The organism is Flavitalea flava, assembly GCF_054461575.1.
Genome location: NZ_JBTLQH010000002.1, coordinates 353,425 through 377,372, shown reverse-complemented (window position 1 = coordinate 377,372; position 23,948 = coordinate 353,425). Strand labels below are relative to the sequence as shown.

Annotated in this window: 15 protein-coding genes; 9 read left to right on the top strand and 6 right to left on the bottom strand. The window is 45.4% G+C overall.

Annotated features, from left to right (window positions below):
* Nucleotides 1-213 precede the first annotated feature (213 nt).
* Both ACX0G9_RS04145 and ACX0G9_RS04140 read left to right on the top strand, forming a co-directional pair.
* The gene (locus ACX0G9_RS04145) at nt 214-3,411 is read left to right on the top strand and encodes a TonB-dependent receptor (protein ID WP_459063586.1); all 3,198 of its coding nucleotides are present in this window, start codon (nt 214-216) and stop codon (nt 3,409-3,411) included.
* A 210-nt stretch (nt 3,412-3,621) separates the two neighbouring features.
* A complete protein-coding gene (locus tag ACX0G9_RS04140) occupies nt 3,622-6,921 on the top strand; it encodes a TonB-dependent receptor (RefSeq protein ID WP_459063585.1) in 3,300 nt (1,099 codons plus the stop codon).
* Between the two features lie 295 nt (nt 6,922-7,216).
* On the opposite strand, the gene ACX0G9_RS04135 is transcribed toward ACX0G9_RS04140, so the two are convergent.
* On the bottom strand, nt 7,217-8,323 hold the full coding sequence (locus ACX0G9_RS04135) for a saccharopine dehydrogenase family protein (protein ID WP_459063584.1): 1,107 nt from the start codon (nt 8,321-8,323) through the stop codon (nt 7,217-7,219).
* A gap of 556 nt (nt 8,324-8,879) precedes the next feature.
* On the opposite strand from ACX0G9_RS04135, the gene ACX0G9_RS04130 reads away from it, so the two are divergent.
* Entirely contained in the window at nt 8,880-9,335 is a 456-nt protein-coding gene (locus ACX0G9_RS04130) for a helix-turn-helix domain-containing protein (protein ID WP_459063583.1), read from the top strand.
* Between the two features lie 105 nt (nt 9,336-9,440).
* Nucleotides 9,441-9,857: a helix-turn-helix domain-containing protein gene (locus tag ACX0G9_RS04125; RefSeq protein ID WP_459063582.1), complete on the top strand. Its 417-nt coding sequence runs from the start codon at nt 9,441-9,443 to the stop codon at nt 9,855-9,857.
* A gap of 26 nt (nt 9,858-9,883) precedes the next feature.
* On the opposite strand, the gene ACX0G9_RS04120 is transcribed toward ACX0G9_RS04125, so the two are convergent.
* From ACX0G9_RS04120 to ACX0G9_RS04110, 3 genes are all read right to left on the bottom strand, one after another.
* Nucleotides 9,884-10,762, bottom strand: a complete 879-nt coding sequence (locus ACX0G9_RS04120; protein ID WP_459063581.1) for an MBL fold metallo-hydrolase — start codon at nt 10,760-10,762, stop codon at nt 9,884-9,886.
* A 127-nt stretch (nt 10,763-10,889) separates the two neighbouring features.
* Nucleotides 10,890-13,040: a family 2A encapsulin nanocompartment cargo protein cysteine desulfurase gene (locus tag ACX0G9_RS04115; RefSeq protein WP_459063580.1), complete on the bottom strand. Its 2,151-nt coding sequence runs from the start codon at nt 13,038-13,040 to the stop codon at nt 10,890-10,892.
* Complete coding sequence (locus ACX0G9_RS04110) at nt 13,024-13,950, bottom strand: family 2A encapsulin nanocompartment shell protein (RefSeq protein ID WP_459063579.1); 927 nt, start codon at nt 13,948-13,950, stop codon at nt 13,024-13,026. The genes ACX0G9_RS04115 and ACX0G9_RS04110 overlap by 17 nt, the downstream gene beginning before the upstream one ends.
* Before the next feature lie 250 nt (nt 13,951-14,200).
* Between ACX0G9_RS04110 and ACX0G9_RS04105 the strand changes: the two genes are divergently transcribed.
* Nucleotides 14,201-15,109: a DUF6515 family protein gene (locus tag ACX0G9_RS04105; protein WP_459063578.1), complete on the top strand. Its 909-nt coding sequence runs from the start codon at nt 14,201-14,203 to the stop codon at nt 15,107-15,109.
* A 2-nt stretch (nt 15,110-15,111) separates the two neighbouring features.
* Here ACX0G9_RS04105 and ACX0G9_RS04100 read toward each other — a convergent pair whose 3' ends face one another.
* Nucleotides 15,112-15,747 carry a hypothetical protein gene (locus ACX0G9_RS04100; RefSeq protein WP_459063577.1) on the bottom strand — a complete coding sequence of 212 codons (636 nt, stop codon included), beginning with the start codon at nt 15,745-15,747 and terminating at the stop codon, nt 15,112-15,114.
* 244 nt (nt 15,748-15,991) lie between these two features.
* Here ACX0G9_RS04100 and ACX0G9_RS04095 point away from each other — a divergent pair, with 244 nt between their 5' ends.
* Nucleotides 15,992-19,201: a VIT domain-containing protein gene (locus ACX0G9_RS04095; RefSeq protein ID WP_459063576.1), complete on the top strand. Its 3,210-nt coding sequence runs from the start codon at nt 15,992-15,994 to the stop codon at nt 19,199-19,201.
* A gap of 111 nt (nt 19,202-19,312) precedes the next feature.
* Nucleotides 19,313-19,882 (top strand): ester cyclase, encoded by a 570-nt coding sequence (locus ACX0G9_RS04090; protein ID WP_459063575.1) that lies wholly within the window; start codon nt 19,313-19,315, stop codon nt 19,880-19,882.
* Between the two features lie 54 nt (nt 19,883-19,936).
* Here ACX0G9_RS04090 and ACX0G9_RS04085 read toward each other — a convergent pair whose 3' ends face one another.
* Entirely contained in the window at nt 19,937-20,554 is a 618-nt protein-coding gene (locus tag ACX0G9_RS04085; RefSeq protein ID WP_459063574.1) for a DUF2306 domain-containing protein, read from the bottom strand.
* 105 nt (nt 20,555-20,659) lie between these two features.
* On the opposite strand from ACX0G9_RS04085, the gene ACX0G9_RS04080 reads away from it, so the two are divergent.
* Together ACX0G9_RS04080 and ACX0G9_RS04075 are read left to right on the top strand one after the other, a co-directional pair.
* Entirely contained in the window at nt 20,660-21,220 is a 561-nt protein-coding gene (locus ACX0G9_RS04080; RefSeq protein ID WP_459063573.1) for a helix-turn-helix domain-containing protein, read from the top strand.
* Nucleotides 21,221-21,602: 382 nt separating this feature from the next.
* Complete coding sequence (locus tag ACX0G9_RS04075; protein ID WP_459063572.1) at nt 21,603-23,948, top strand: heavy metal translocating P-type ATPase; 2,346 nt, start codon at nt 21,603-21,605, stop codon at nt 23,946-23,948.

Below are 23,948 nucleotides of genomic sequence, written 5' to 3'. Positions count from 1 at the left end.
TTCAAGTATAAGGGCTTGCCTGCGGGTCTCCTGAAATTCCATATATGGCAGGGAAATTTAAACTGTATGTAACTGGAAAATAATCCTTATTCGTTTACACTTAGTCTTGTCTATAAACTTTGTATTAATTTTATTTTACCATACTGTTACCCTTTGCTTACGATGCAGAAAGCGGGCTATAAGTCATAATTTTGCGGCCAAAACTCATCGCTTATGTATTCTCTTTTGAGCTCGCGTTTCAGAGCTATTCTTCTTATTCCATTCACGCGGCTTCTTTTTGCCTTTTTTTTCGTGCTATGCGCTTCCGTCACTTACGGCCAATCCAGTGGATCGGGTCTTAGTGGTTTTATCTATGATGAAGGGAGCAAACCAGTGGACGGGGCTACCATTTCCATTAAAAATTCGAATACTGGTTTTACTACTTCGACCGGAAGTAATAAAAAAGGATATTTTACCTTCAGTGATCTGCCTGTCGGTACGTATAACATTGAAATTTCTGCCATTGGCTTCCAGAATACCGTATTAAAGGATAACACCTTGAACCTGGGCGACCGTTTGGTCTTACATAAGATCACCCTTGGAAAAAATGCCACCGTACTTACCGAAGTTACCGTTCAGCGGGGAAGTTTTAACAACAGTATCGATCGTTTGGGTACCGGAACCGCGGTTAGCGGCAGGGCCATTCAAAAAATCCCCCTGGTTTCCCGTAACTATACAGACCTGATGGTCTTATCCCCCCTGGCGAATGGAACCTCCCTGGCAGGGGCTAAAGGCGGCGGTACCGGTTATATGCTTGACGGGGTAAGCAACCGGAGAGCCACCTTCGGAGGACTGACTGATGCTGCCTTTTCCATTTCGTCGGAAACTATCCGGGAATTCGAAGTCTCCACGAATGCTTATGATGTGACCAATGGAAGAGGATCCGGTGGTGTGGTGAAAGCCATTACCAAATCAGGTACCAATACGCTTTCGGGTGCAGCCTGGGGTTATTACGGAGCCAATTCGCTGGCTGCAAAAAAAGATGTGAACGGCAACAAATTGACCAGCAAATACGAGATCAAACAGGGCGGTGCCTATCTGAGCGGTCCCATTATCAAAGACAAGGTCCACTTTTTGATCTCCTATGATCAATACCAGAATACGATCCCTTTCCGGGCATATGATTTTACCTATGCCGGTGCAACCCAGGCACAGGCTGAAAAAAATCTGAATATTACCAAGGCCAATATGGACCAGATCGTTACGATCATGGAAAAACAATTCGGTTTTCCAGGTACAGCGGCATCGGAATATGGTACCAAAAATATCGTACAGGAAACAAAAAATGCCTTTGCCAAATTCGATTGGAACATTAACAAAAAGAACCTCCTAACCTTAAAATATAACTATCTCCATTTTGTCGATCCCAACAAACTGAAGTCTGCGGGTTTATTATCCACCCAGTATACCGGGATCGAAATTGACAATGCGGTTATGCTTGGTCTGCGGACGGAGTTCTCCAACAAAATGAGCAATGACCTGAAGGTGAATTTCAGTACCTATCGTAAGTTCCTCCATTTCTTAAATAACCGGGTACCGGAAGGATTCGTTAATGTCAATTCTACTTTTGCCGATGGCAGCACAGGCAATACGACCGTTGCTTTCGGAAACCAGAACTGGGTACCGGAAAGAGATGCTTCCGACGTTATCCAGATCATCGATAACTTCCGTGTTAAGACCGGAAACCTGAGCTTTGTTTTTGGAACAGACAACAATATAAACCATATAACAGACCGTCTGTCACATGATCAGCAGGGACAGTTCTACTATGCGTCCGTTACCGATATGGCCAATAATAACCCCTATCGGTTTAACCGTAAGATCCCGTTGAATGGGACCAACCCGGCGATCAGCGTTCCGTTGATCGAATTGGGTCTGTTTGCCCAAATGGAGACCAATCTGAAACCAAATCTGAATTTAACTGTCGGGTTGCGTTGGGATGCGACGATCATCGGGAATAAACCCACCTACAATCCCTTGCTGGAGCAAGACCTTGGCGTCCGGAGCGATGTGGTTCCTTTCGATGCAAAAAATATACAGCCCCGCGTAAACCTGATCTGGGATGTAAAGAACAATGGACAGGATATAGTTAAATTCGGAGCCGGCCTTTTTGCATCCGAGTTGACGACTCAGCCGATCACTTTTTCCCATATCGATAATGGCGTAGATTTCCGGCAGGTCGATATCCGGGCGAATGTTCCCATTCCCGATTGGCAGGCTTATCAATCCGATTTCAGCAAAGTCCCCGGTGTGGATTATTATAATACCTTGCCGGCCAAACAACCGGCTACCGTTTTGGTATTGGATAAAAACTTAAAGAATCCGCTCACTTTTAAAACCAACCTGAGTTATTATCATTACTTTAATAGCTGGTTCCGGATGGGAGCGAATGTATACTTCAACAATACCTGGGATAATTTCTACATGTATGATATGAATTTGAAACGTACACCAGAATTTGTGACCAATGAAGGACGTGAGGTTTATGTACCGGCCAGTTCATTGACCAATACCAGTTCTACCAGTTATCTTCCGGTATTGGCCAATTCCAGGATATCGGCCAATTTTAACCAGGTCCGTATGTTCACCAATGCCAACTGGGCTTCCCAATACGTGGGTGCCATGATCGAGGCCTCAGCGCAAATTAAAAAGGATGGATATCTGAGCATTTCATATGCCCGGGGAAAAGCAACGGGCACTCCTCCCTATGATAACGGGGATCCCCGTAATGCCAACTTCAGTGTTGCCTCTTCTTACTCAGGATATAGCTCATACGGAAAAAAATGGTACAGCGATGGCGACCAGCGCAACAAACTGGTGATCCTGTTCCTCAGCCCTACCTTTTATGGTTTTAGCGTAAGTTCTTCTTTCCAGGCTTATCAGAATACCCGTTATTCTGCCTACATCAACAAAGATGTGATCGGGGAAAGCAACGATGGAACCAACCTGGCCTATGTATACGACCCGAACAATCCAGCCACTCCGGCCAATATCAAGACCGGTATGCAAACCTTGTTACAAAAGACAAGTCCGGAGTTCAAGAAGTTCCTGCAGGATAACTATGGCAAATTTGCTCCTTATAACGGCGGCCTGATGCCTTGGCGCACCCAATGGAATATGAGCATCGCCAAGGATTTTAAACTTTACAAATCGCAGAAGATAACTCTGCGGGCCGATATCTTTAATGTATTGAATCTGATTAATGATAAATGGGGTGGTTACTCCCAGATCATCAATACCAGCCTGTATAACGTAACAGGTTTTGATCAGGCCAGTAAATCTTATATCTACAGCGTAAATACGAATGCGGGCACCAAACAGAAAACGGCGAGCTACTATTCCGTTCAGTTCGGCGTGCGTTATTCGTTTTAACGTATGGATTCCGTACTACCCGGCTTTGCCAGGTAAAGAACTATAAATTTTACCGCCTGGTGCAGCATACTGCTAAGATGCGGAGGGATGATCATCCTTCCGCATCTTACATTTTACAGGAGTGGATTCTGCCAACCTTTAACAATTTGGTAATATGGGAATAACATCTTGTTAACACCAACCAGGTTCCTTTGCGCAAAATTCAACTTTATGTATCGCGAGATTCGGACTATGTTCTTTTTGGCCCTTGGAATCCTATCCATGACCCTGGCCCGGGCTCAGGAAACAACTGCAACCCTGAGCGGGATTGTCACCGATCCCAAAGGCTCCATTGTCACCGGAGCTTCTATTTCTGTCAAACATGTGCCTACTGGTTTTATTTCGGCAGGCCAGACCAATAACAAAGGTCTGTTCGTTATTCCCAATCTTAAACCCGGTGGCCCCTATACCATTAAAATAACTTTTGTAGGGTTTAAAGACGAGGTTCTTGAAAATGTAAACCTCAGCCTGGGAAATAACCCCGACTATAATTTTGGCCTTCGGTCCGGAGACAAAGTATTGGAAGAAGTGGTCATTGTCGGCGGCAAAAGGTCTGGTTCCTCAGGTCTCACCGTAGGAAAAGCCCAGCTTGCTACGCTTCCTACCCTGGGCAGGAGCCTTGGCGATTTTACCCGCCTCACCCCTCAGTCCAATAACAACTCCTTTGCGGGTTCCAATTTCCGTTACAACAATTTCACCCTGGATGGCGCTATCAACAATGATGCAATAGGTTTCAGCAATTCGTTCGGTGGCCAGAGTGGCGGCGGTCAATCCGGTACTGCCGGTTCCGGAACGCGTACTAATCCTTACAGCATTGAATCCATTCAGGAAGTACAGGTGCAATTAGCTCCATACGATGTAAAGATCGGGAACTTTACCGGCGGAAGTGTTAATGCCGTGACCAAGAGCGGTTCCAATGATTTCCATGGTTCGCTTTACGGATATGGAAGGAATAACTCCCTGGTAGGCAAAAGCGTGGATGGGTTGAAGACAAAGATGGGTTCGGATTTCCATGATTACCAGACAGGTTTCACCCTGGGTGGTCCGATCATGAAGAACAAAGTTTTTTTCTTCCTGAATTATGAAATGACCCGTCGTGCAGAGCCGACCTTTTATAATGCCGGTGATCCGGGTGCTGCCATCACCATTGCCGAAGCGCAGCAGATCTCCAATTTCCTGAAAACGAATTATAATTACGATCCCGGTACATACAATACTTTTAAGCTCAAAACAAAGAGCGATAAATTCTTTGGCCGTATCGACATGAACCTGGACGCGCACAATACCCTGATGCTGCGTGCCCTTTATACCAATGGTTCCGGTAATAATCTGGAACGTACCTCCACCAATTTCCAGTTCTCTTCTACAGACTTCATTCAGCATACCAAAAATCTTAACCTGGTAGCGGAATTAAAGACCAAATTCAATAACAACGTAAGCAACCAGTTGCTTTTCAGTTATATCGATGTGCACGAATACCGTGAATTCCCATCCAGTATTAATGCCGCCGGTCAGCCGGCAGCTTCCGCCGTTGCTCCATTTATGGATATCGATAATGGTAGGATCTGGGCAGGAACCTGGAGAGAGGCTTCCGTCTATAACATGAAACAAAAGACCTTTGAATTCACAGACAACGTCACCTGGATCAAAGGGATCAATAAATTCACCTTCGGCACCCATAATGAATTTTATCAGCTCAGTTATGGATTTATCAATTCCTGGAATGGTCGTTGGGAATATTCAGGCGGTCTGAGTGCTTTCCTGGCTAACAAACCATCCCGTATCCGTGGTGCTTTTGCCACTGATGCATCCAAGAATGACAGAGAAGGCCTGTACAATTCCCTGCCTGGCAGTTCTTATAATGTTAATCTCACCAGCGTATACGCTCAGGATGAGATCAGCCTGACAAGAAAGTTCAAGCTGACAGCCGGCTTGCGGGTAGACTATCCATTCCTGAACAAACAATTTACGATGGATGCGGGTATTCCTACCACACCGAATTATGTTTCCGCTAATCCTACCTATTCCCATACACCTTTTAATGAGTTCGATAATAAATGGCTGGGTAAACCAACCTTGTCTCCCCGTGTAGGTTTTAATTATGATATCAAAGGCAATCAGACCCTTGTATTAAGAGGAGGAACCGGGATCTTTACCGGAAGAATGCCCTTTGCCTGGTTAGGATATGCCAGCACGCTTACCGGCAATAATTATGGTAATATAGATTACAGCCCCGGTGGTAAAGTTGTCGGTCTGGCAATTGATCCGGCCAATTTGAAAGACACCGTTAGCAAATATGGCGGTAATGGCGCATCTGCCACCCGCGAAGTAGATCTGGTCGATAATAATTTTAAACTTCCTTCTGTTTGGCGCTCCAGTATCGCTCTTGACGTTAAATTCGGAAAGGGGTACAAACTGACCGTGGATGCTATGTATACCAAAACGATCTATGATGTGAAATTTCAGCAGATCAATATCAAGGATTCTTCTCAGAGATATAGCACAGGACCAACCCAGACTCCTTATTATGTTGGAGGTAAGTTGAACACTGCCTATTCAAATGTATATCTGCTGTCCAATACAAAAGAAGGATACCGCTATAATTTTACTGTTCAGCTTTCCAAAGCCACGAACCTCCAGCTCGCTGGTCATGCCAGCCTAAGCCTGAACTGGTCGGCTGCATATACTTATGGATTATCAAAAGATGTCAGCAATGGTATCCGTAATTCCTTCCAGTCCAACTATGAGTTGAATCCATCGATCAATCCGGAAAACTCGTCATTGGCCTATTCCAACTTTGATCTGCGCCAGCGTATCGTTGCTACCCTGGGAGGTTCCCTGCATTGGAATGACCGTCAAACAACTTCGCTTGCCTTCTTCTACTCCGGTCAGTCTGGAAGTCCTTATTCCCTGATCTATACCAATGCTAAATTCGGTAACTCTTCCAATGCTTCGCTGCCCTTTATTCCGGGCGACAGATCCCAGATCAACCTGGCGGATTATAAACTGTCCAACGGAAACATGTATACGGCCGATCAACAGTGGAATGAACTGAATAGTTTTATCAATGGCGACAAATATCTGAAGACACGCAAAGGTCAATATGCCGAAAGGAATGGTCTTCGCACGCCTTGGGTACATGATCTGGATTTAAAACTGATGCACGAATTCAAATTATCGACCAAGAATACGCAACATGCCATTACGGTCAGCTTCGATGTATTCAACGTGCTAAACCTGATCAACAATGACTGGGGCCATGTCACTTTCGTGACCAATGTCAACAACTATACCGTGAACTTCCTGAAGTTTGCAAACGATGCAGGCGGTAAGGCTCCGGGTTCACCCGCTTCCGGTTATCTGCCCACTTTCAATTTTCTGGCTCCTCCGGCCGGTCAGAATCATTATTATACCAATGATCCGATCAATTCACGCTGGCAGGGACAACTGGGGGTAAAGTATAGTTTCTAAAAAAGAAAACTTCGAAAGATATAAACGAGATTTTTTTAACGCTGTAGTCTTGAATTCTCCTTTTAAGCCATCTCATGTCTATGGGATGGCTATTTTTTTTGCGCCCGGTGCTCCCCCAATAAAATGTGTCGCTCCGGGCGCAAAAAAATCAATGCGTCGCGACAAAAGGGCAGAGCCCCTTTGTAAACCCCTTTACTGGAAGATTGAGTTTATTAAATGACCTTGTGTACATTGATAAAGGGGATTCCCAAGGGCCCTCCCTTTGTTGCCACGCATAATGGTATTGGGCCTGGGGTTATTTTTTCACAAGACCCCCAAGGCCCAATACTCCCCAACCTTTGGGACCCAAAATTTCACGCTTGACCCCCGGCACTTCCAGAATCAGATCCTCCCCAAATGCACTTGCCGGGGTTTGGTAACCAGGCAGGAATTGCCCGGCTAAGATCTTCTGAATGATGAGCAGGCTGCTATGGGTAGTTAAGGTATAACCCTCCGGACCGCTCAGCCGGGCGGTTGCGGTTTCCCCGGCAAGGTTCTTTACCTGCCCCCAGACGAAAGCAGTGGCTTTGCTGCGTTTATCGTCCCCGGGACCGGCAGGGCGGCTGTCGATCTTGTTTTTTATGATCCGTCGGAAAAGGGAGGTTCGTAACAACCAATTGAACAGAGATTGTCCTTTCATTAGCCGGTAGACGGCAGGGGGGATGGCTGAATAGGTTTCGATATCCGGAATGCCGGTGGTAAAATGTGCCGTTGAGATATCCCCCCAGGGGATAGTCATGGTAAATAGTTTTTTAGGACCAAAATCAACCAGGAGACTTTTTTCACCGACCGGGCTGGAGATAATCTTACCTTGTTTTCTCATAGCCCCTTCTTCCCCTAATTTCGAAACCATCGTAGCAGCGGTCCCGTGTGATAAGGATCCACCCAGGATAGCAAAAGCTAGTTTTAATTCAATGGCGTCCGGCAATAATTTTTTTAATAATAAAGCCAGGCAATCGGTGGGTACCACGTCGAAGCCCGTTCCGGGCAGGATCATAATTCCCGCCTGGCGGGCAAGGGTATCAAAATCTTTCAGCATTTCGAATACCCCGATATCACCGTTGACATCCAGGTAATGAGTACCGGTTTGCAGACAGGCCTCTGCCATTTGCCGGGCAGTCCTGTCAAAGGGACCCGCTGCATGCATGACCAGTTTGACTTCTTTTAAAGCAGATACTACGGTCCGCGTATCGGAAAGGTCGAATATTTTATAGGGGAGGTTGAGTCTCGCCGCCAGCGGCGCAAGGGCTTCCTCCCGTCTTCCGGCCAGAATTGGCTGTAAATGATAAAGGTGTGCATGCCGGGCAATTAATTCCCCCGTATAACCATTGGATCCGTAAAGCAAAAAGGAATTCGTTTGCATCCGGGAAAATAGGTGTTTTTTGTTTAATGTCCAGCCCGGCGTTTTTTGACAAAATTTACAAATATTGGCAAAAAATGGTATTTATTATGCAAAATCAGGGGATTTGAAATATAAATTCTTGTATATTTGAGTAAGTGCAAACCCTTAAAAATCTCTAGTAAATTTATTAAACATTAAAAATAATTACTATCTTTTGTTTGTATTTTGCTGAATAACAACGTATTTGTATTGACCCTTCTTTTAACCCCGCGTATTATTACCTATAAACGAAAGCCAGGAATCTCTTAACATGGTTTTCACGTTTATTTATTTTGATCCGTTTATCGTGGCTTCCGGAGATCGTGAGGTAAGCCGGGTGTATTGCCTCTTTAAAGGCCGGAGCCAAAGCCTGAAATTATCAAATCTGCCAAAAATTATTATTCCATGCAATTGCCGGGCCTGAAATCTGATTTCTTTTTTGGTCTGGTAGTAACTTACAGGTAACGTATTTAACGCATAATTCCTACCCTGATAAAATCGCTTATCTAAACATTATTCTTTATCAAAAAATGTGATCATGGAAAGTAACCTTACACAACTATTATCCTTTCTGGATACCCAGACAACTTCCAAAAAAGATAGTACCTCCTTTTATCTTACTGAAGAACGTATGGAACTTATAGGCCGGAGATTGGAAGAGTTAATGAGAAATGGCAAACCTTTCTTAAAATCCAGGTATTGCATGAAGGATCTTTCAAATGATCTTCAGGTCCCTTGTTATCAATTGTCGGCCTATATCAACCGAAACAAAGGATTGAATTTTAATGATTATATCAATCAGTTCAGGGTTGCTTATTCGGAAGAGCTGATCAGAGGAGGATCCGCCTTTAAATTGAATCTGAAAGGGTTGGCTGGGAATTGCGGGTTTAATAACAGGAACTCATTTACAACGGCATTTAAGAAATTTACAGGATCTACACCGTTTGATTACACTAAATCAAACAGTCAATTTAATTCCTGTTCCGTTTTGTAAGTTCAATTATTAATTAACCAGCTTTATCTGAAGAAAATGGTACACTCCCATAAATTTAAACCCCGGTTATTTATTCGCTCGCAAAAAGGCAACCTAAGGATTAAAATGCTTGACTTTTTTGGAATATTCGGAGCCCGAAAAAAAAGAAAAAGTGCCCAAAAAACAAAATATTCCAAGACCCGGGCGATTGAACAGCTTAAAGAAAGGCTGGAGTTTCATATGCGCAAGGAAAGACCATTTCTCAAGGCAGATTATTCGGTCCGGGATCTCGCGGAAGAATTGAACATATCCTCCCGGAAGTTATCTTCTGTGATCCACCGCACCTGGAAAGTTCATTTTACAGAATATCTGAATCGGTACAGAATTGATTATTGCCAGGAATTAATTAAACGGGAACGGGATGGTTCGCCGGTTTTTAAAATCCTGTTCCCACAATGCGGGTTCAGGAATAGAAAGACATTCAGTACGGCATTCAAAAAAATTACAGGTTACCGGCCATCCGAGTATACCAGAACTCTTTGAATCTCCGGCCGGCTGACTGCCTGAATCTAAAATAAGGAAGTTTGCTGAGGAACCCTGGATGGAGGGGGCTTTACCGGTTTCTGGTGCGCATAAGCAGCAGAAGGCTGTTCGTTTACCCTGTTCAAAAATGCGGGATCTGGAGAAAGTATCTGGTAAACGGGGGTTTCATTAAAGCGTGAAGCAATGATAATCTTTACCCCGCCCGCGTGCTGATTAAACAGCTCTTCAACCAGGGATGGCGAATTATTGTCTTTGGAAAGATGGGCTAAGAGCAGGTGGCTCATAAAAGAGGGCCTGTGGGTCTTAAAAAGTTCCAGAGCCTGGGTATTGGACAGGTGTCCGTTCCCTCCTCTGATACGCGTTTTTAAATAATAAGGGTATCTGCCTTGTTCCAGCATCGTTTCATCATAGTTCGCTTCCAGGAAGGCAGCATGGCATTGCCTGAAATGATGGATCAGGTTTTCACAGGGAGCGCCGATATCCGTAAAAACGCCAATGGTTATTTCCGGGGATGCCACAATGAAACTATGTGGTTCGGCCGCATCGTGCAACTTGGTAAAGGCAGTAATAGTCAGCTCCCCGATAGTAACCGGTTCATTAGCCAGGAAGGCGGTGATAAGTTGCTTTTCTATACGAAGACCGCCATTTTTCAGGGTGGCGGCAGTGATATAGACCGGCAACTGATATTTTTTTGCCAGGACAGGCACCCCTTTGATATGATCGGAATGCTCGTGGGAGATAAAAATGGCTTTTACTTTGCTCATGGATAAACCAAGCCGGCACATCCGGGCTTCCGTTTCCCGGCAGGAAAGACCGGCGTCGACCAAAATGGCCTCGCTGTTATTGCCGACATAATAACAATTGCCGTTACTGCCCGAGTTTAACGATGTAATATATAGAGACATTCAGGGTGCAAAGAAACCGGTTTTTGCCCAATTTTGGGATACTGTTTTTTAAATCATACATAACAACCCTCTCCTCAGCCCTTTCCATAACCCTGTCCCTTCTTCTTCAAGCACCTTACTCCTGGGTTTATCTTCTTGCGCTGCGTAGCCGGTGCAAAACGCGCACCAGCACATCTACCTCCCCACAGGTATTATAGAATGCCAAAGATGGCCTTACGGTAGCCTCCAGTCCGAACCGGCGAAGGATCGGTTGTGCGCAATGATGGCCTGAACGAACGGCAATACCTTCTTCGTTGAGGGCTGCACCTACCTCTTCCGTTCGAAAACCTTCCAGCACAAAAGATAATACACTGGCTTTATCAGGAGCTGTACCGATCAGACGGAGACCGGGAACATCTTTGAGCAATTTGGTAGCATATAACAACAAGGCATGTTCATACTGACCGATCAGTCCGATCCCTATCTTACTTACATAATCAAGGGCCGCACCCAAACCAACGGCGTCGGCAATATTTCCTGTGCCTGCTTCAAAACGGGAGGGGGCGTTATGATAGCGGGTATGCTCGAACGTAACATCCTGGATCATGTTTCCTCCGCCTTGCCAGGGTTGTGTTTCGTTCAGCAGGGATTCTTTGCCATAAAGAACACCGATACCTGTCGGACCAAAGATCTTATGGCCGGAGAAAACGTACCAGTCACAATCCAGGTAACACACATCCGCTTTTATATGCGATACGGCCTGTGCCCCGTCTACCAGCACTTTTGCCCCTGCCTGATGGGCCATTTCAATGATCGTTTTAACAGGTGTGATCGTGCCAAGGGCATTGGAGACCTGGGTTATGGAGACAAGACGGGTCCTGGGACCCAGTAATTTCGCGTATTCCTCCAGAATGATCTGACCATCCTCGTCTACCGGGATCACCTTTAGTACGGTTCCTTTTTTCTCTGACAATTGCTGCCAGGGAACGATATTCGCATGATGCTCGAGGTGACTGATGATGATCTCATCACCTTGTTTCAGGTGTTGCTCCCCCCAGCTTTTGGCGACGAGATTGATTGCTTCCGTAGAACCGCGGACAAAAACGATTTCGTTGGGTGAGGAGGCGTTCAAAAAAGCCTGAACTTTATTACGGGCAGCCTCATACGCATCCGTTGCCCTGGCTGCGAGTTCATGGGCGGCCCGGTGAATATTTGAATTTTCGTGTTCGTAAAAATAACTTAACCGCTCAATGACCTGTTTGGGTTTTTGAGTGGTTGCCGCATTGTCCAGCCATATCAGCGGGCGACCGTTCACCCGCTCCTGCAGGATAGGGAAATCTGACCGGACCCGGTTGACGTCAAAAGGAGGAGTGGCCATATCAGAGATTCCACCTGAACGTCCTTGTAAAAAGGAGGTACCCATCCCCGGAAGGGAAGGACCTTCCGTTCCCGGCATAAAATAAAAGGAAGGGTTTCCGGATTCCGGCGCCTGACCATAAGGTAATTGTGGGCCAGGAGTGTAGGAGGAGATCGGCTTCAGCAAAACATTGATCTCCGCTTCAAAAGGTTGAATGGAGCCAAATGGCAAATGATGATAAGATTCCGGCATAAAAGATTCCGGTGTCCCTTTATTATCCTTTGTTTGTCCGGTAGGGTTATTGCCGGCCCCTTGCTGTGCAGCCCTTTTATCAGGCTGATACCGCGCGGCTGCAGGCAATTCATCGGGGGATTGGTTATTAGCTGTAATTGATTGGTAATTGCCCGAAGGCGAAGTCTTTGCCCAGGCTGGAGAAACTCCACTGCCTGCTACAGAAGAAGGGATATTCCCTTTCCCGGCAAAATGAGGATCAGGCAAACTGGTCGGGGGTTCTTTGATATCATCCACACTGCCTTGCTGCAAGTGGGCTGCAGAAGGCGATTTACCGCTTCCAGCCACAGAGGGCGGAATGGTTTTGCCTCCCGGAAAAGATTGACCGGGTTTTGAATGCTGACCGAAAGAAGCCGGTGATTCCGCCGCTCCATAAGATCCTGCTGTTCCTTGGGAACCTGGAGACACTGGAGACCCTGGCCCACCTGGAGAACCTTGCGCACCTGAAGAACCTGGCCCACCTGGAGAACCTTGCCCACCTGGTGAACTGGCAGAACCTGGTGAATCTTGCTGGTGTATAGACATTCCTTGCTGTAAATCCGGGATTGTATTAAAGGGATCCTGTCCCGGCAACGCGCTGAAAAATTGGTTGGCAAGTTTTTCCAGTACATCCTGATCGGGAAATTCGAATGGATTAGTATTTGTACTCATGGTATTTTCCGATTTCAACATCATCGAGAACGGCAATAGCGTCATCGACCAGAACGGCCAGTGAACAATATAAAGAAACCAGGTAGGAGGCGATAGCCCTGTCATTAATGCCCATGAAACGGACAGACAGACCCGGTGATTGTTCGCCTGGTAAATTAGGTTGATACAAACCCACGACCCCTTGACGGCTTTCACCGGTGCGGATCAAAAGAATATGTGATTTTCCTTTAACGACCGGTACTTTATCCGATGGGATAAGTGGGATGCCGCGCCAGGTGAGGAAAGGGGATCCGAATAGGGAAACGGTGGGCGGTGGTACGCCTCTGCGGGTACACTCCCTGCCAAACGCCGCAATAGCAAGAGGATGAAGCAGGAAGAACCCCGGTTCTTTCCAGACTTTAGTGATCAGTTCATCAAGGTCATCAGGGGTAGGGGCTCCGGTGCGGGTTTTAATCCGCTGTGCTGCCGAAATGCTGTTCAGCAGACCATATTCCTTATTGTTGATCAGCTCGCTTTCCTGGCGTTCCTTGATCGTTTCAATAGTCAGACGTAATTGTTCACTGATTTGATTATAGGGTTTACTGTAAAGATCGGATACGCGGGTATGCACCTCAACGACCGTATTGACCGCGCCCAGGTTATATTCCCGCGGTTCTTCGATATAATCTACGAATGTTTGAGGCAATGCTCTTTCATCACGTCCCGAACAGTCTACCTCCACGCTATCGGCATCTTTCACTTTATTCAGACGGTATACACCTGATTCAACGGGTATCCAGCTCAGTAAATGGGTAAGCCACCGGGGAGTGATAGTAATCATTTGCGGCACCGTACGGGTTGCAATGGCTAACTGTCTCGCAGCGACATCTCCAAGTGCCGTTTGTGTTCTGGGCTTGTTTTGCTCTGCCATGTGAGTAATAAATTTTTAAAGTGAGAAATACTTTTTTGATCCAGGGACATAGAAATCCCCGAATTGCGGTGGTTGAAACAAATTTATTGAATTTTATTTAATAAAGAACATATGAGCGCATCTCATTTTTACAGGAGAAAAGGGTTAACTTTAAACGGCTGACCTTGACAATCCCTGTCGCTTTAAAAGGCATTCCTGAAAAGCATTCCCGCAACCCGGAATTCATTCATGCAATAAAATAAATAGCATTATGCGAAACTCTTTTCTGTTTGGCAGGCGGTTAACCAGGTCCATTGTGGGTATTCTGGCCATGACTTGCTTTACGTTTTCTTTATCCTATGCCCAGGATCGTTCCCGTCCTGCCCAACCAAGGCCGGCCCCGCAACGCCCTGCGACACAGCCTCCGGCCCAACGCCCTGTCCAGCAGACGCGCCCGGCTCCACGGCCTCAGGTCCAGCCTGCGCGTCCGGAACAAAGACCGCAAGTGCAGCCAGCCCGTCCTCCACAGACAGTTCGTCCTCCCGGAAATACCCGTCCTCCAACCAATACTCGTCCTCCGGATTATCGTCCACCCAATAATACCCGTCCACCCAATTACCGGCCTCCTTCCGCAGGCCATCGTCCGCCAAACTGGAGGCCAAGTCGTCCAGCCTATACCCGCCCTCCGAATTATTGGGCCGGCCGCCGTTATTACAGCTATTATTCCTATTATCATCATCCGTACAGGCCCTATTTTTATGGCCCCGGGTTTCATCCCCTTGGTTTTTTCCTGGGTGCGGTTGCCACTACGGCCACCATCATCGCCATCAATAATGCACAGTACCGCTATGATGCAGGAGTATTCTACGAACCGTATAACGGAGGTTATCAGGTAGTACTTCCTCCATTCGGGGCTATCGTCTCTTCTCTGCCTCCGGGAGCGGTATCGATGCGGGTCGACGGGGAACCCTACTACTATTTTGCAGGGACCTTTTATTATCAGGATGAGAGGGGGTACCAGGTCGTACGAGGTCCGGCAGGTGCGATCGTATATAATCTTCCCGAAGGCTGTACTACGGTTTATGCCGGTAATATTGCCTATTTAAAATACAACGGGGATTGGTATCAGCCAATTCAATTCAACGGGCAAAATGCCTATGAGGTGGTGGAGGTAGAGTGACTTTATGCAGGTTGCTGCAGATTAGTGACCTCTGGTGGCTCTTGCCTGCTTCCCTGGTTTGCTGGGTCCGCGAATGATATAGGGTTCCCTTTTGTTTCCGGCTCCTTATTGATCTTTCGCAGGAAGATCCGCATACCCATGTAAAAGCAGAGTAAGAGAATCATACTTCCCCGGAGATGTATGACCTCATGACCAGGGTAAGGAATGTAGATATCTGCATTTATTCCAAAAGAATCTATTCCATTCCTCACTTTCCTGGGAAGGTGATCCTGTATTAAATAATAGGTCAATCCTCCTGCAAGAAGGCAAACCAAAATAGACGAAAGACCGGCTATGACGGCCCATAGCCTTCTCCTGAGATTCTTCCGGGGAGATTGTTTATCCGCAGACGGGTAAGCTAAAAGAAAGATCGGATAGAAAATGAAGAATAACCCGGATACGGGTAAAAGGTCTATGGTAAAGGGAAGATGGACGGGAATATCCAGAAAGACGATTATAGGATTGATGCCCACAAATCCGGATATCCAGGGGAACTGGCTGGTTACCCAGAAATTGTCCAGGAGAATCGAGAACAGTAATGACACAGCCACTACAGCCATTATCTTGAATGGCCGCCCCTTACCGGTATGGGTATTCATAGTGAAAATATTTTACCAGCCGAATGATTCCGGAAAAGGATTTTGGAAATAACATCCTTCGGAAAAAAGTATTTATAGGATGGTGGAAGATACCCAAAACGCCTTTTCCAAAAAAACTAGTATGCCCGATTTGCTAAAGAACCGTTAAAATAATAATTCATTCTGGGGGTGTGAAAGCATAATAATCTTTCCCTTTCTGTATGTAATTTCTCCATAGGGGGCATCTTATCGGGAAATTGCCTTTATGAGATACCCCCTAAGTTTTTTTTTCGGTACTTTTTTGTTAATCGGAATTTCATTTTCCCTCCATGCCCAGTTCCCTTCGATCAAAGTGGAAGGAAAAGAATCCAATCTCGTCTACCTGCAAAGGCTTGAGGTGGATGTAAAGATCAACGGGACAATTGCTTCCACTACCTGGACGATGACCTTTAAGAACACTACGGGCAGAATACTGGAGGGTGAACTTAATTTTCCCTTGGCCGAAGGGATAAGTGTGTCCAGGTATGCCCTCGATATTAATGGCCGGTTAAGAGAAGCGGTTCCCGTTGAAAAAGAAAAAGGCACGATGGTTTTTGAGAATATCGAGCGCCGGCGCGTCGATCCGGGATTGCTGGAGAAGGTAGATGGAAATGGGTTCCGTACACGTATCTATCCCATTAACCCTAATGGAACGAGAACCGTATTGATCGGATATGAAGAAGAACTTTCCTTTGGCCCAGGGCCTGCCAAAGCGTTGCTTTACCGGTTACCCCTGGCCTTTAAAAAACCACTTGCAGAGTTTAAGATAAATATAAATGTGATCCGGGGAAGTTTCAAGCCGGTATTTGAAGAAAATATCGATGATGAATTATGTTTCGATGAATGGAATAAGGTTTATACCGCTTTCAGGGAATGGAAAAATTTTGCCGCGAATAAATCCATCGTTATCCGGATTCCGAAAACACCCGAATCCTCCGAAGTGATGATGCAGCAAACCGGCAATCATTATTTTTATTCCCTAAGCGTTTTTCCGAAGGCCCAAAAAATAAAAAAGAAAAAGATAGCCAGTTCACTCGTCCTTTGGGATGTATCCCTGAGCGGACTCTCCCGCAACCTGGATAAAGAACTGAATTTACTGGATGCCTATTTTTCCAGGCTGGGAGAGGTAGACCTAACCCTGGTTAAATTCAGCAATACCGTTCAGGCTCCGCAGCAGTTTACGGTCAGGGACGGCAGTTGGGATAAATTGAAGGAAGAATTAAAAAATACCGTTTATGACGGGGCTACTCAATTTGGTGCGTTGGATCTTAAAAAATACCCGGGAGAAGAATGTTTGTTATTCAGTGACGGGCATTCTACATTTGGTAGCCCGGACTTACAACCTGGAGGCAAACCGGTCTATGCCATAGTTTCTTCGCCGGTGACGGACTTCCCCAATCTGCAAAATATCGTTCAGATGACAGGCGGAGAATTGATCAATCTGGAAAAAATGGAAATGGCAGATGCCGCCGGACAATTAGCGTTTCAAAGTTTATATTTCATGGGTGTTAAGGCTTCTGACGGTCTTGAAGAAAATTATCCTTCCCTTCCGATACCGGTGACGGGTAGCATTTCGATTGCCGGTATAAGCTACCATTCCGTTCATGATCTGGTTTTACAATTTGGATATGGAGGCAAAGTGATCATGGAAAAAACCGTTAAGCTGGATTTTTCCAAACAACAGGTTAATACCGACCTTTCCCATATCTGGGCGCAGAAGAAAATAGAAGAACTGGACCGAAGATACGAAGAGAACAAAATGGAGTTATCGCAATTGGGCAAACGTTATGGTATCATTACCCGAAATACTTCCCTGATTGTTTTAGAGAGTATACAGGATTATATCACCTATCAGATAGAACCTCCCTCAGAATTAAGAGCTGAATATGACCGGATCATGAAACAAAGGGGGCAAATGGAAAACCAGGTCCGGCGTTCTTCCGTCGATCATGCTGAATCCTATCTTTCCGAATTGCTGAACTGGTGGCAAACACCGTATAATAAGGTTGTTAAGAAGGAGATCCCCGAACCTACGACTATCGGGAATAATCCAATTCCGGGCCAATTGAATTTTCAAAATGATAATACCCGGGGAAGTGCCGATTCATTATCTGGTTACATAGCCCCTCCGGCTCAGCAGGCTTTGGAAGGAAGGGTTTCTGGAATTTCTATAACCCCCGCAAGGGCCCCGGGAGCTGATAAAAAGATAAGAATAAGGGGGCAAAGCAGCTTTCAGGGCAATCAGGCAAACAGCAGTCAATTGGATGAAGTAGTGGTAACGGGTTATAGTGGGGCCAGGCAAAAAAGAACGTTAACGGGTTCCGTGGCAACCGTTAGAAGGAGTGAAATAATGAATGGTACTTCCCCTGAACAGGAAAATGATGAAAAAGTTGAAACGGATTTTAATTATAATAAGAATAAGGGGAATAGCAGGAATAATGCGAATAGCAGGAATAATAGGAATAATAATAACGCGGATGGAAGTGGTTATTTCAAGTCTGGAAAAATTGAAGTCAACACGGCCTACCTGGATGAATTAAAAAGAGCAGGCCCCCGGGACAGATATTCGGTCTATCTAAAGATTCGGAAAAAATATATCGCAACGCCGTCTTTTTATTTTAATACGGCCGGTTATTTTCTGGATGCGGCCCATAGTTTTGCGGATGAAAAGGACAGAAAGGCCTACGCCGCCACCGGATTGAGAATACTCTCCAATATTGCTGAATTGGATATCGAAAACTATGAGCTTGGCAAAATGTTGGGTTATAAATTAAAAGAGTTGGGAGAGGCCGGGGCTGCCTGTGCTGTTTTTAAAAAAGTATTGAACTGGCGCCCATTCGAGCCGCAGAGTTACCGCGATTATGGATTGGCTTTGGAAGATGCCGGTTATTATCAGCAGGCATTGGATACCCTTTACCTGGCATTGGTAAAGAACTATGATGCAGGCGTGAGCGCCTTATATCCGGGAATCGAGGAAACCATCCTGCCGGAGATCAATAGCCTTATTACAGCAAAAGCAGACAAACTCCAGTTCGGAAATATTCCCAAAAAGCTCTTTGCCAATATGCCGGTGGATATACGGGTAGTACTCAACTGGAACATGAATGATACGGATATCGATCTTTGGGTGACTGATCCTGCGGGTGAAAAATGTTATTACAGTCATCGTAATACCGAAATTGGAGGCAGGATCTCAAACGATTTTACCAGGGGACTGGGGCCGGAACAATTTATGCTGAAAAAGGCGGTGAAAGGGAAATATAAGATAGAGGTGAATTATTACGGAGATTCTCAACAAAAAATTGCGGGTCCGACCACTATAATGGCGGAAGTATTTACCGGGTACGGAACAAAACATCAGGTCCGCAGGATCATTACCATGCAAATGCTAAAGGAATCAAACGGAACCGTATTGGTAGGCAATTTTGATTTCTGATTTTTGTTTTTGCTATAGTTATTGAACATTGTCGTCCTTGCGTCTTTGTTATTAGTTAAATATTTAATATATTTAGTCTTTAACAAGGACGCTTTCTTTAAAATCACATCAATGAAAAACTTCTTACCTTTTTTTCTTTCCTTTCTAACAGTACAATCCTGTTCGTCGGTCAGTACCCCTTCACAGATGTTAATGGCAAAAGTAGATTCCTTACAAAATGAATTGAATAAGCATACGAGTGCTGAGGATTTGAACCAACAGCGTTTGACGCGTTTCGATTCACTTGACTTTGATATTTACAGCAACCAGAAATGGGATGAGCTGTCTGTCAGCCATTCAGATAATATTGTTGTTTATTATCCGGATGGGAGCACCACCATTGGGCTGGACCCCCAACATATCGATGCCTTGAAACCAATTTTCGTATTTGCCCCTGACACAAAGATCCAAACGCACCCAGTTCGTGTGGCAGGCGGTGACTGGACTGCAGTAATAGGAGTAATGGAAGGGACCTTTTCCCAACCAATGCCTATGGGAAAAGGGAGGTTTTTAAAACCTACGGGCCGGAAATTTAAATTGAAGATGTGTACGGTCGGACATTGGAAAGGGGACAAAATGGCTGAGGAGTACCTGTTTTGGGACAATGCAGCCTTTATGAAGCAAATTGGGGCCGGCAGCTGATCAGGACGACAGTTTGGGGCAACTTAAAACCGTTAGATGACAGTAATCATTTTACTAAATATATTGTGTCTGACGGCTGATCAGGAATTCAGCGAAAAAGAGGTTAGGTACCCAGCATAACCAGGAGATAGCCCGGTAAGCATCCAGGCCCGGCAGATTCAGCAGGGCCGATAGCGGCAAATAGATCCTCAGGGTCACTGCTGCGAAGGTAAGGGCATAATTTCGGATCATCCAGTTCCGGTGCTTAGGGATATTACGTTTACGTATAAAGGCATATGCCTGGATATTACTGATGAGCCATACCAGGGCGAGGGTACCGAATCCCAGCGTACTGATTAACCCTCCTGTCGCAAAAAATGCGATGGCAAACCCGGCAAGGCTGCTGCACAGGACGGCAAGTAGGTATACCTTGCCGGTAAAACGATGCAAATTGATCTTTCGTGCTCTTAACCCGGAATTGAATTGGGTCCATCCGGTAAGGAGGGCAAGGCCACCCATGGCGATATGGATGTAAAAGAAAAAATTATACCAATAGCTGTCCAGCAACTCATTAGATTTAGATTGTAGTAAGCCATGATGGCGCATATCGAGGACCGGGTATAAAAAGGGATAGATCCCGATGAGAATGGCAGGTATGGCAAGGCCAATTAGTAAGGTGTTATTTTTTCTCATGTGATCAACTGGATAACGTATTGAGGTTTTGTAATAATTGCCTTGTAAATGTATGCTCCTGATCGCCTCTGCCAAAAGATAAGTAATTTTTGATAATTTTGCGGGATGAAGTTATATATCAGGAATATGGTTTGCAACAGGTGCATTACGGCGGTACGGGCCGAATTGGAGCTTTTGGGGCTTCAACCGGTAAGTATAACGCTGGGGGAAGTAGAAGTTGAAGGAGAGATTTCAAAGGAGGTTCTTACCAGGCTGGGTGATTCATTGCTGCAATTGGGGTTTGAGCTGATCGACGACCGGAAAAGCAGGATAATTGAAAAAATAAAAAATGAGCTGGTAAATTTGGTTCACTATACGGAAGAACAACCCAGGACCAATCTATCCGATTTTCTCAGCAGCAAACTGAATCACGATTATAATTACCTGAGTACTCTTTTCTCCGATGTGGAAGGGATTACCATTGAGAAGTATTTTATTGCACAAAAGATCGAGAAGGCAAAAGAATTGCTGATGTATGATGAACTTACCCTTTCCGAAATTGCTTTTCGCCTTGGTTATAGCAGTGTCGGGTATTTAAGTAACCAATTTAAAAAAGTGACCGGTTTCACACCTTCTCACTTTAAAACCATCCGCGAAAAGAAAAGGATTCCCCTGGATCAGGTGTAATTTGCAGAGCATAACGAGCCTGCAGGGTATAGCGCATATGCATACTGGTGAAAAACCTCATAAAAGCGCTAAAAAAAATCGCAAAGCATTGATTATCAATAAAAAATAAGTCTGGTAATCAGCCATTTAGATATATAATAATTAAAAATTTGTAAATAGCTGATCTTCAATCCTGTTGTTGATTTCCCAAACCTGCTTTTTTAAATCCCTAAAAAAAAACATATACCCCCCTGTCTGCCCCCCTGTCTGCTCCTCCAGTCTGCTCCCTCAGTCAACTTACCCAGTCAAACCTCACTTAGGCAATTAAATCTTACAAAGAATTGCAGTAATTCTGTAACGCTTCCTTCCTGGCGTTGAAGGAGCTTTGCTTAAAAGATACCCAATGGATATTCCTACGCAAACTCATAACAATCAAACTCATAAAAATAAGTTGGTTCAAAAAGACAACGCGATCGATTCCGTTAAGCGGACCTTTCCCGTGCTCAATATGACCTGTGCTTCCTGTGCAATCAGCTCACAGAGTATGTTGGAAGCACAACCAGGCGTAATCTCCGCCACGGTAAATTATGCGAATGGCAATGTGCAGGTGGAATATATCCCCCAACAGACTAATCCGGAAGAATTAAAGAAAAGTCTGCAATCCATTGGATATGATCTGATGATCGAGGACACGGAAGAAGCGAAGGATGCATTGGAGAATTTACAGCAAAAGAAATTCAACGAACTGAAAATAAAAACCTGGGGCGCAATCGGTATTTCTCTACCTCTTGTTTTTATTGCCATGTTCTTTATGGACATACCTTACGCCAACTATATCATGTGGGGGCTTTCTACACCCGTTCTCCTATGGTGCGGAAGACAGTTTTTTATAAACGCCTGGAAACAAGCCCGTCATCGTTCTGCAAATATGGATACCCTGGTCGCTTTAAGTACCGGAGTTGCTTATTTCTTCAGTGTTTTTAACACCTTGTTCCCGGGGTACTGGCATGCCAGGGGTTTACATGGACATGTCTATTTTGAAGCTTCATCGGTGGTAATCACCTTCATACTACTGGGCAAATGGCTGGAGGAAAAAGCCAAAAGCAATACCACTTCCGCTATAAAAAAGCTTATAGGACTTCAACCAAAGACAGTTACCATCATTCACGAAGGGGGGTATCAGGCAGAGATACCGCTGGCACAGATAAAGTTAACGGATATATTGTTGGTCAGGCCAGGTGAAAAGGTGGCTGTAGATGGAATAGTAATAACCGGAACTTCTTTTGTAGATGAAAGTATGATCAGCGGGGAGCCGGTTCCGGTAGAAAAAAGTACGGGGCTTGCCGTATTCGCCGGTACGATCAATCAGAAGGGCAGTTTTCAGTTCAGGACCGAAAAGGTAGGTGGAGATACGGTACTCGCCCATATTATTAAAATGGTACAGGAGGCTCAGGGAAGTAAGGCTCCGGTCCAGAAACTGGTTGATAAAATAGCCGGTATATTTGTGCCAGTCGTGATCGGAGTAGCCTTGCTAAGTTTTGCATCCTGGATAGTGGCGGGAGGTGAAAATGGTTTTACGCAGGGTTTGCTGGCTGCCGTTACCGTACTGGTAATTGCCTGTCCCTGTGCGCTTGGGCTGGCTACTCCAACAGCCATCATGGTAGGGGTGGGAAAAGGAGCGGAAGCGGGGATTTTAATAAGGGACGCTGAGAGCCTTGAACTGGCTAAAAAGATCAACGCAATTGTATTGGATAAAACCGGCACTATCACCGAAGGAAAGCCGCAGGTTACCGATATTAACTGGCTTGATGAGGCAAAAGCGAAAGAGCTGCATTGGCCATCCATCCTGGTAGCATTGGAGCAACAATCAGAACATCCTTTGGCGGAGGCCGTCGTTAATTATTATGGGAGTTCGGGGAATCTGGGGAGTCCGGGGAACCAGGGAAATCAACGGCCCTTAACCGTTCAACAATTTGAAAGTATTACCGGCTCAGGAGCCACAGCGGTAATCAATGAAAGTAAATGGTATGTGGGGAACCAACAATTGTTAAAGGACCGGTCGGTTTCGATTGATCCAATATTAGCGGCTCATGCGCAAAAATGGGTGCTCCAGGCCAAAACCGTTATTTATTTTGCCAGTGACAGACAGGCATTGGCCGTACTGGCTATCGCAGACCGAATCAAAACTACTTCCAGACAAGCAGTCCGTGAATTGCAGGAGGCGGGAATAGAAGTATACATGCTTACGGGTGATAATAAGGCTACTGCCAGGGTTATAGCCGGGCAGGCTGGTATCCATAGTTATAAAGGAGACGTTTTACCGGCTGGGAAAGCTGCCTTTATAAAATTGTTGCAACAACAGGGGAAGATCGTGGCAATGGTCGGTGATGGGATCAATGATAGCAACGCACTGGCCCAGGCCGATGTTAGTATCGCTATGGGAAAAGGGTCCGATATTGCTATGGATGTGGCAAAAATGACTATAATATCCTCCGATCTAACCAAAATACCCCAGGCCATAAAACTATCAAAATATACGGTGGCCACCATACGCCAGAACCTTTTCTGGGCTTTTATCTATAATATCATTGGTATTCCCCTTGCCGCCGGCATTTTATACCCCGTAAATGGCTTCCTCCTCGATCCTATGATCGCGGGAGCAGCCATGGCCTTAAGTTCTGTCTCTGTGGTCGGCAATAGTCTGCGGTTAAAATTACGGACCTTTACGCCAACAACTAAAATTCAATAG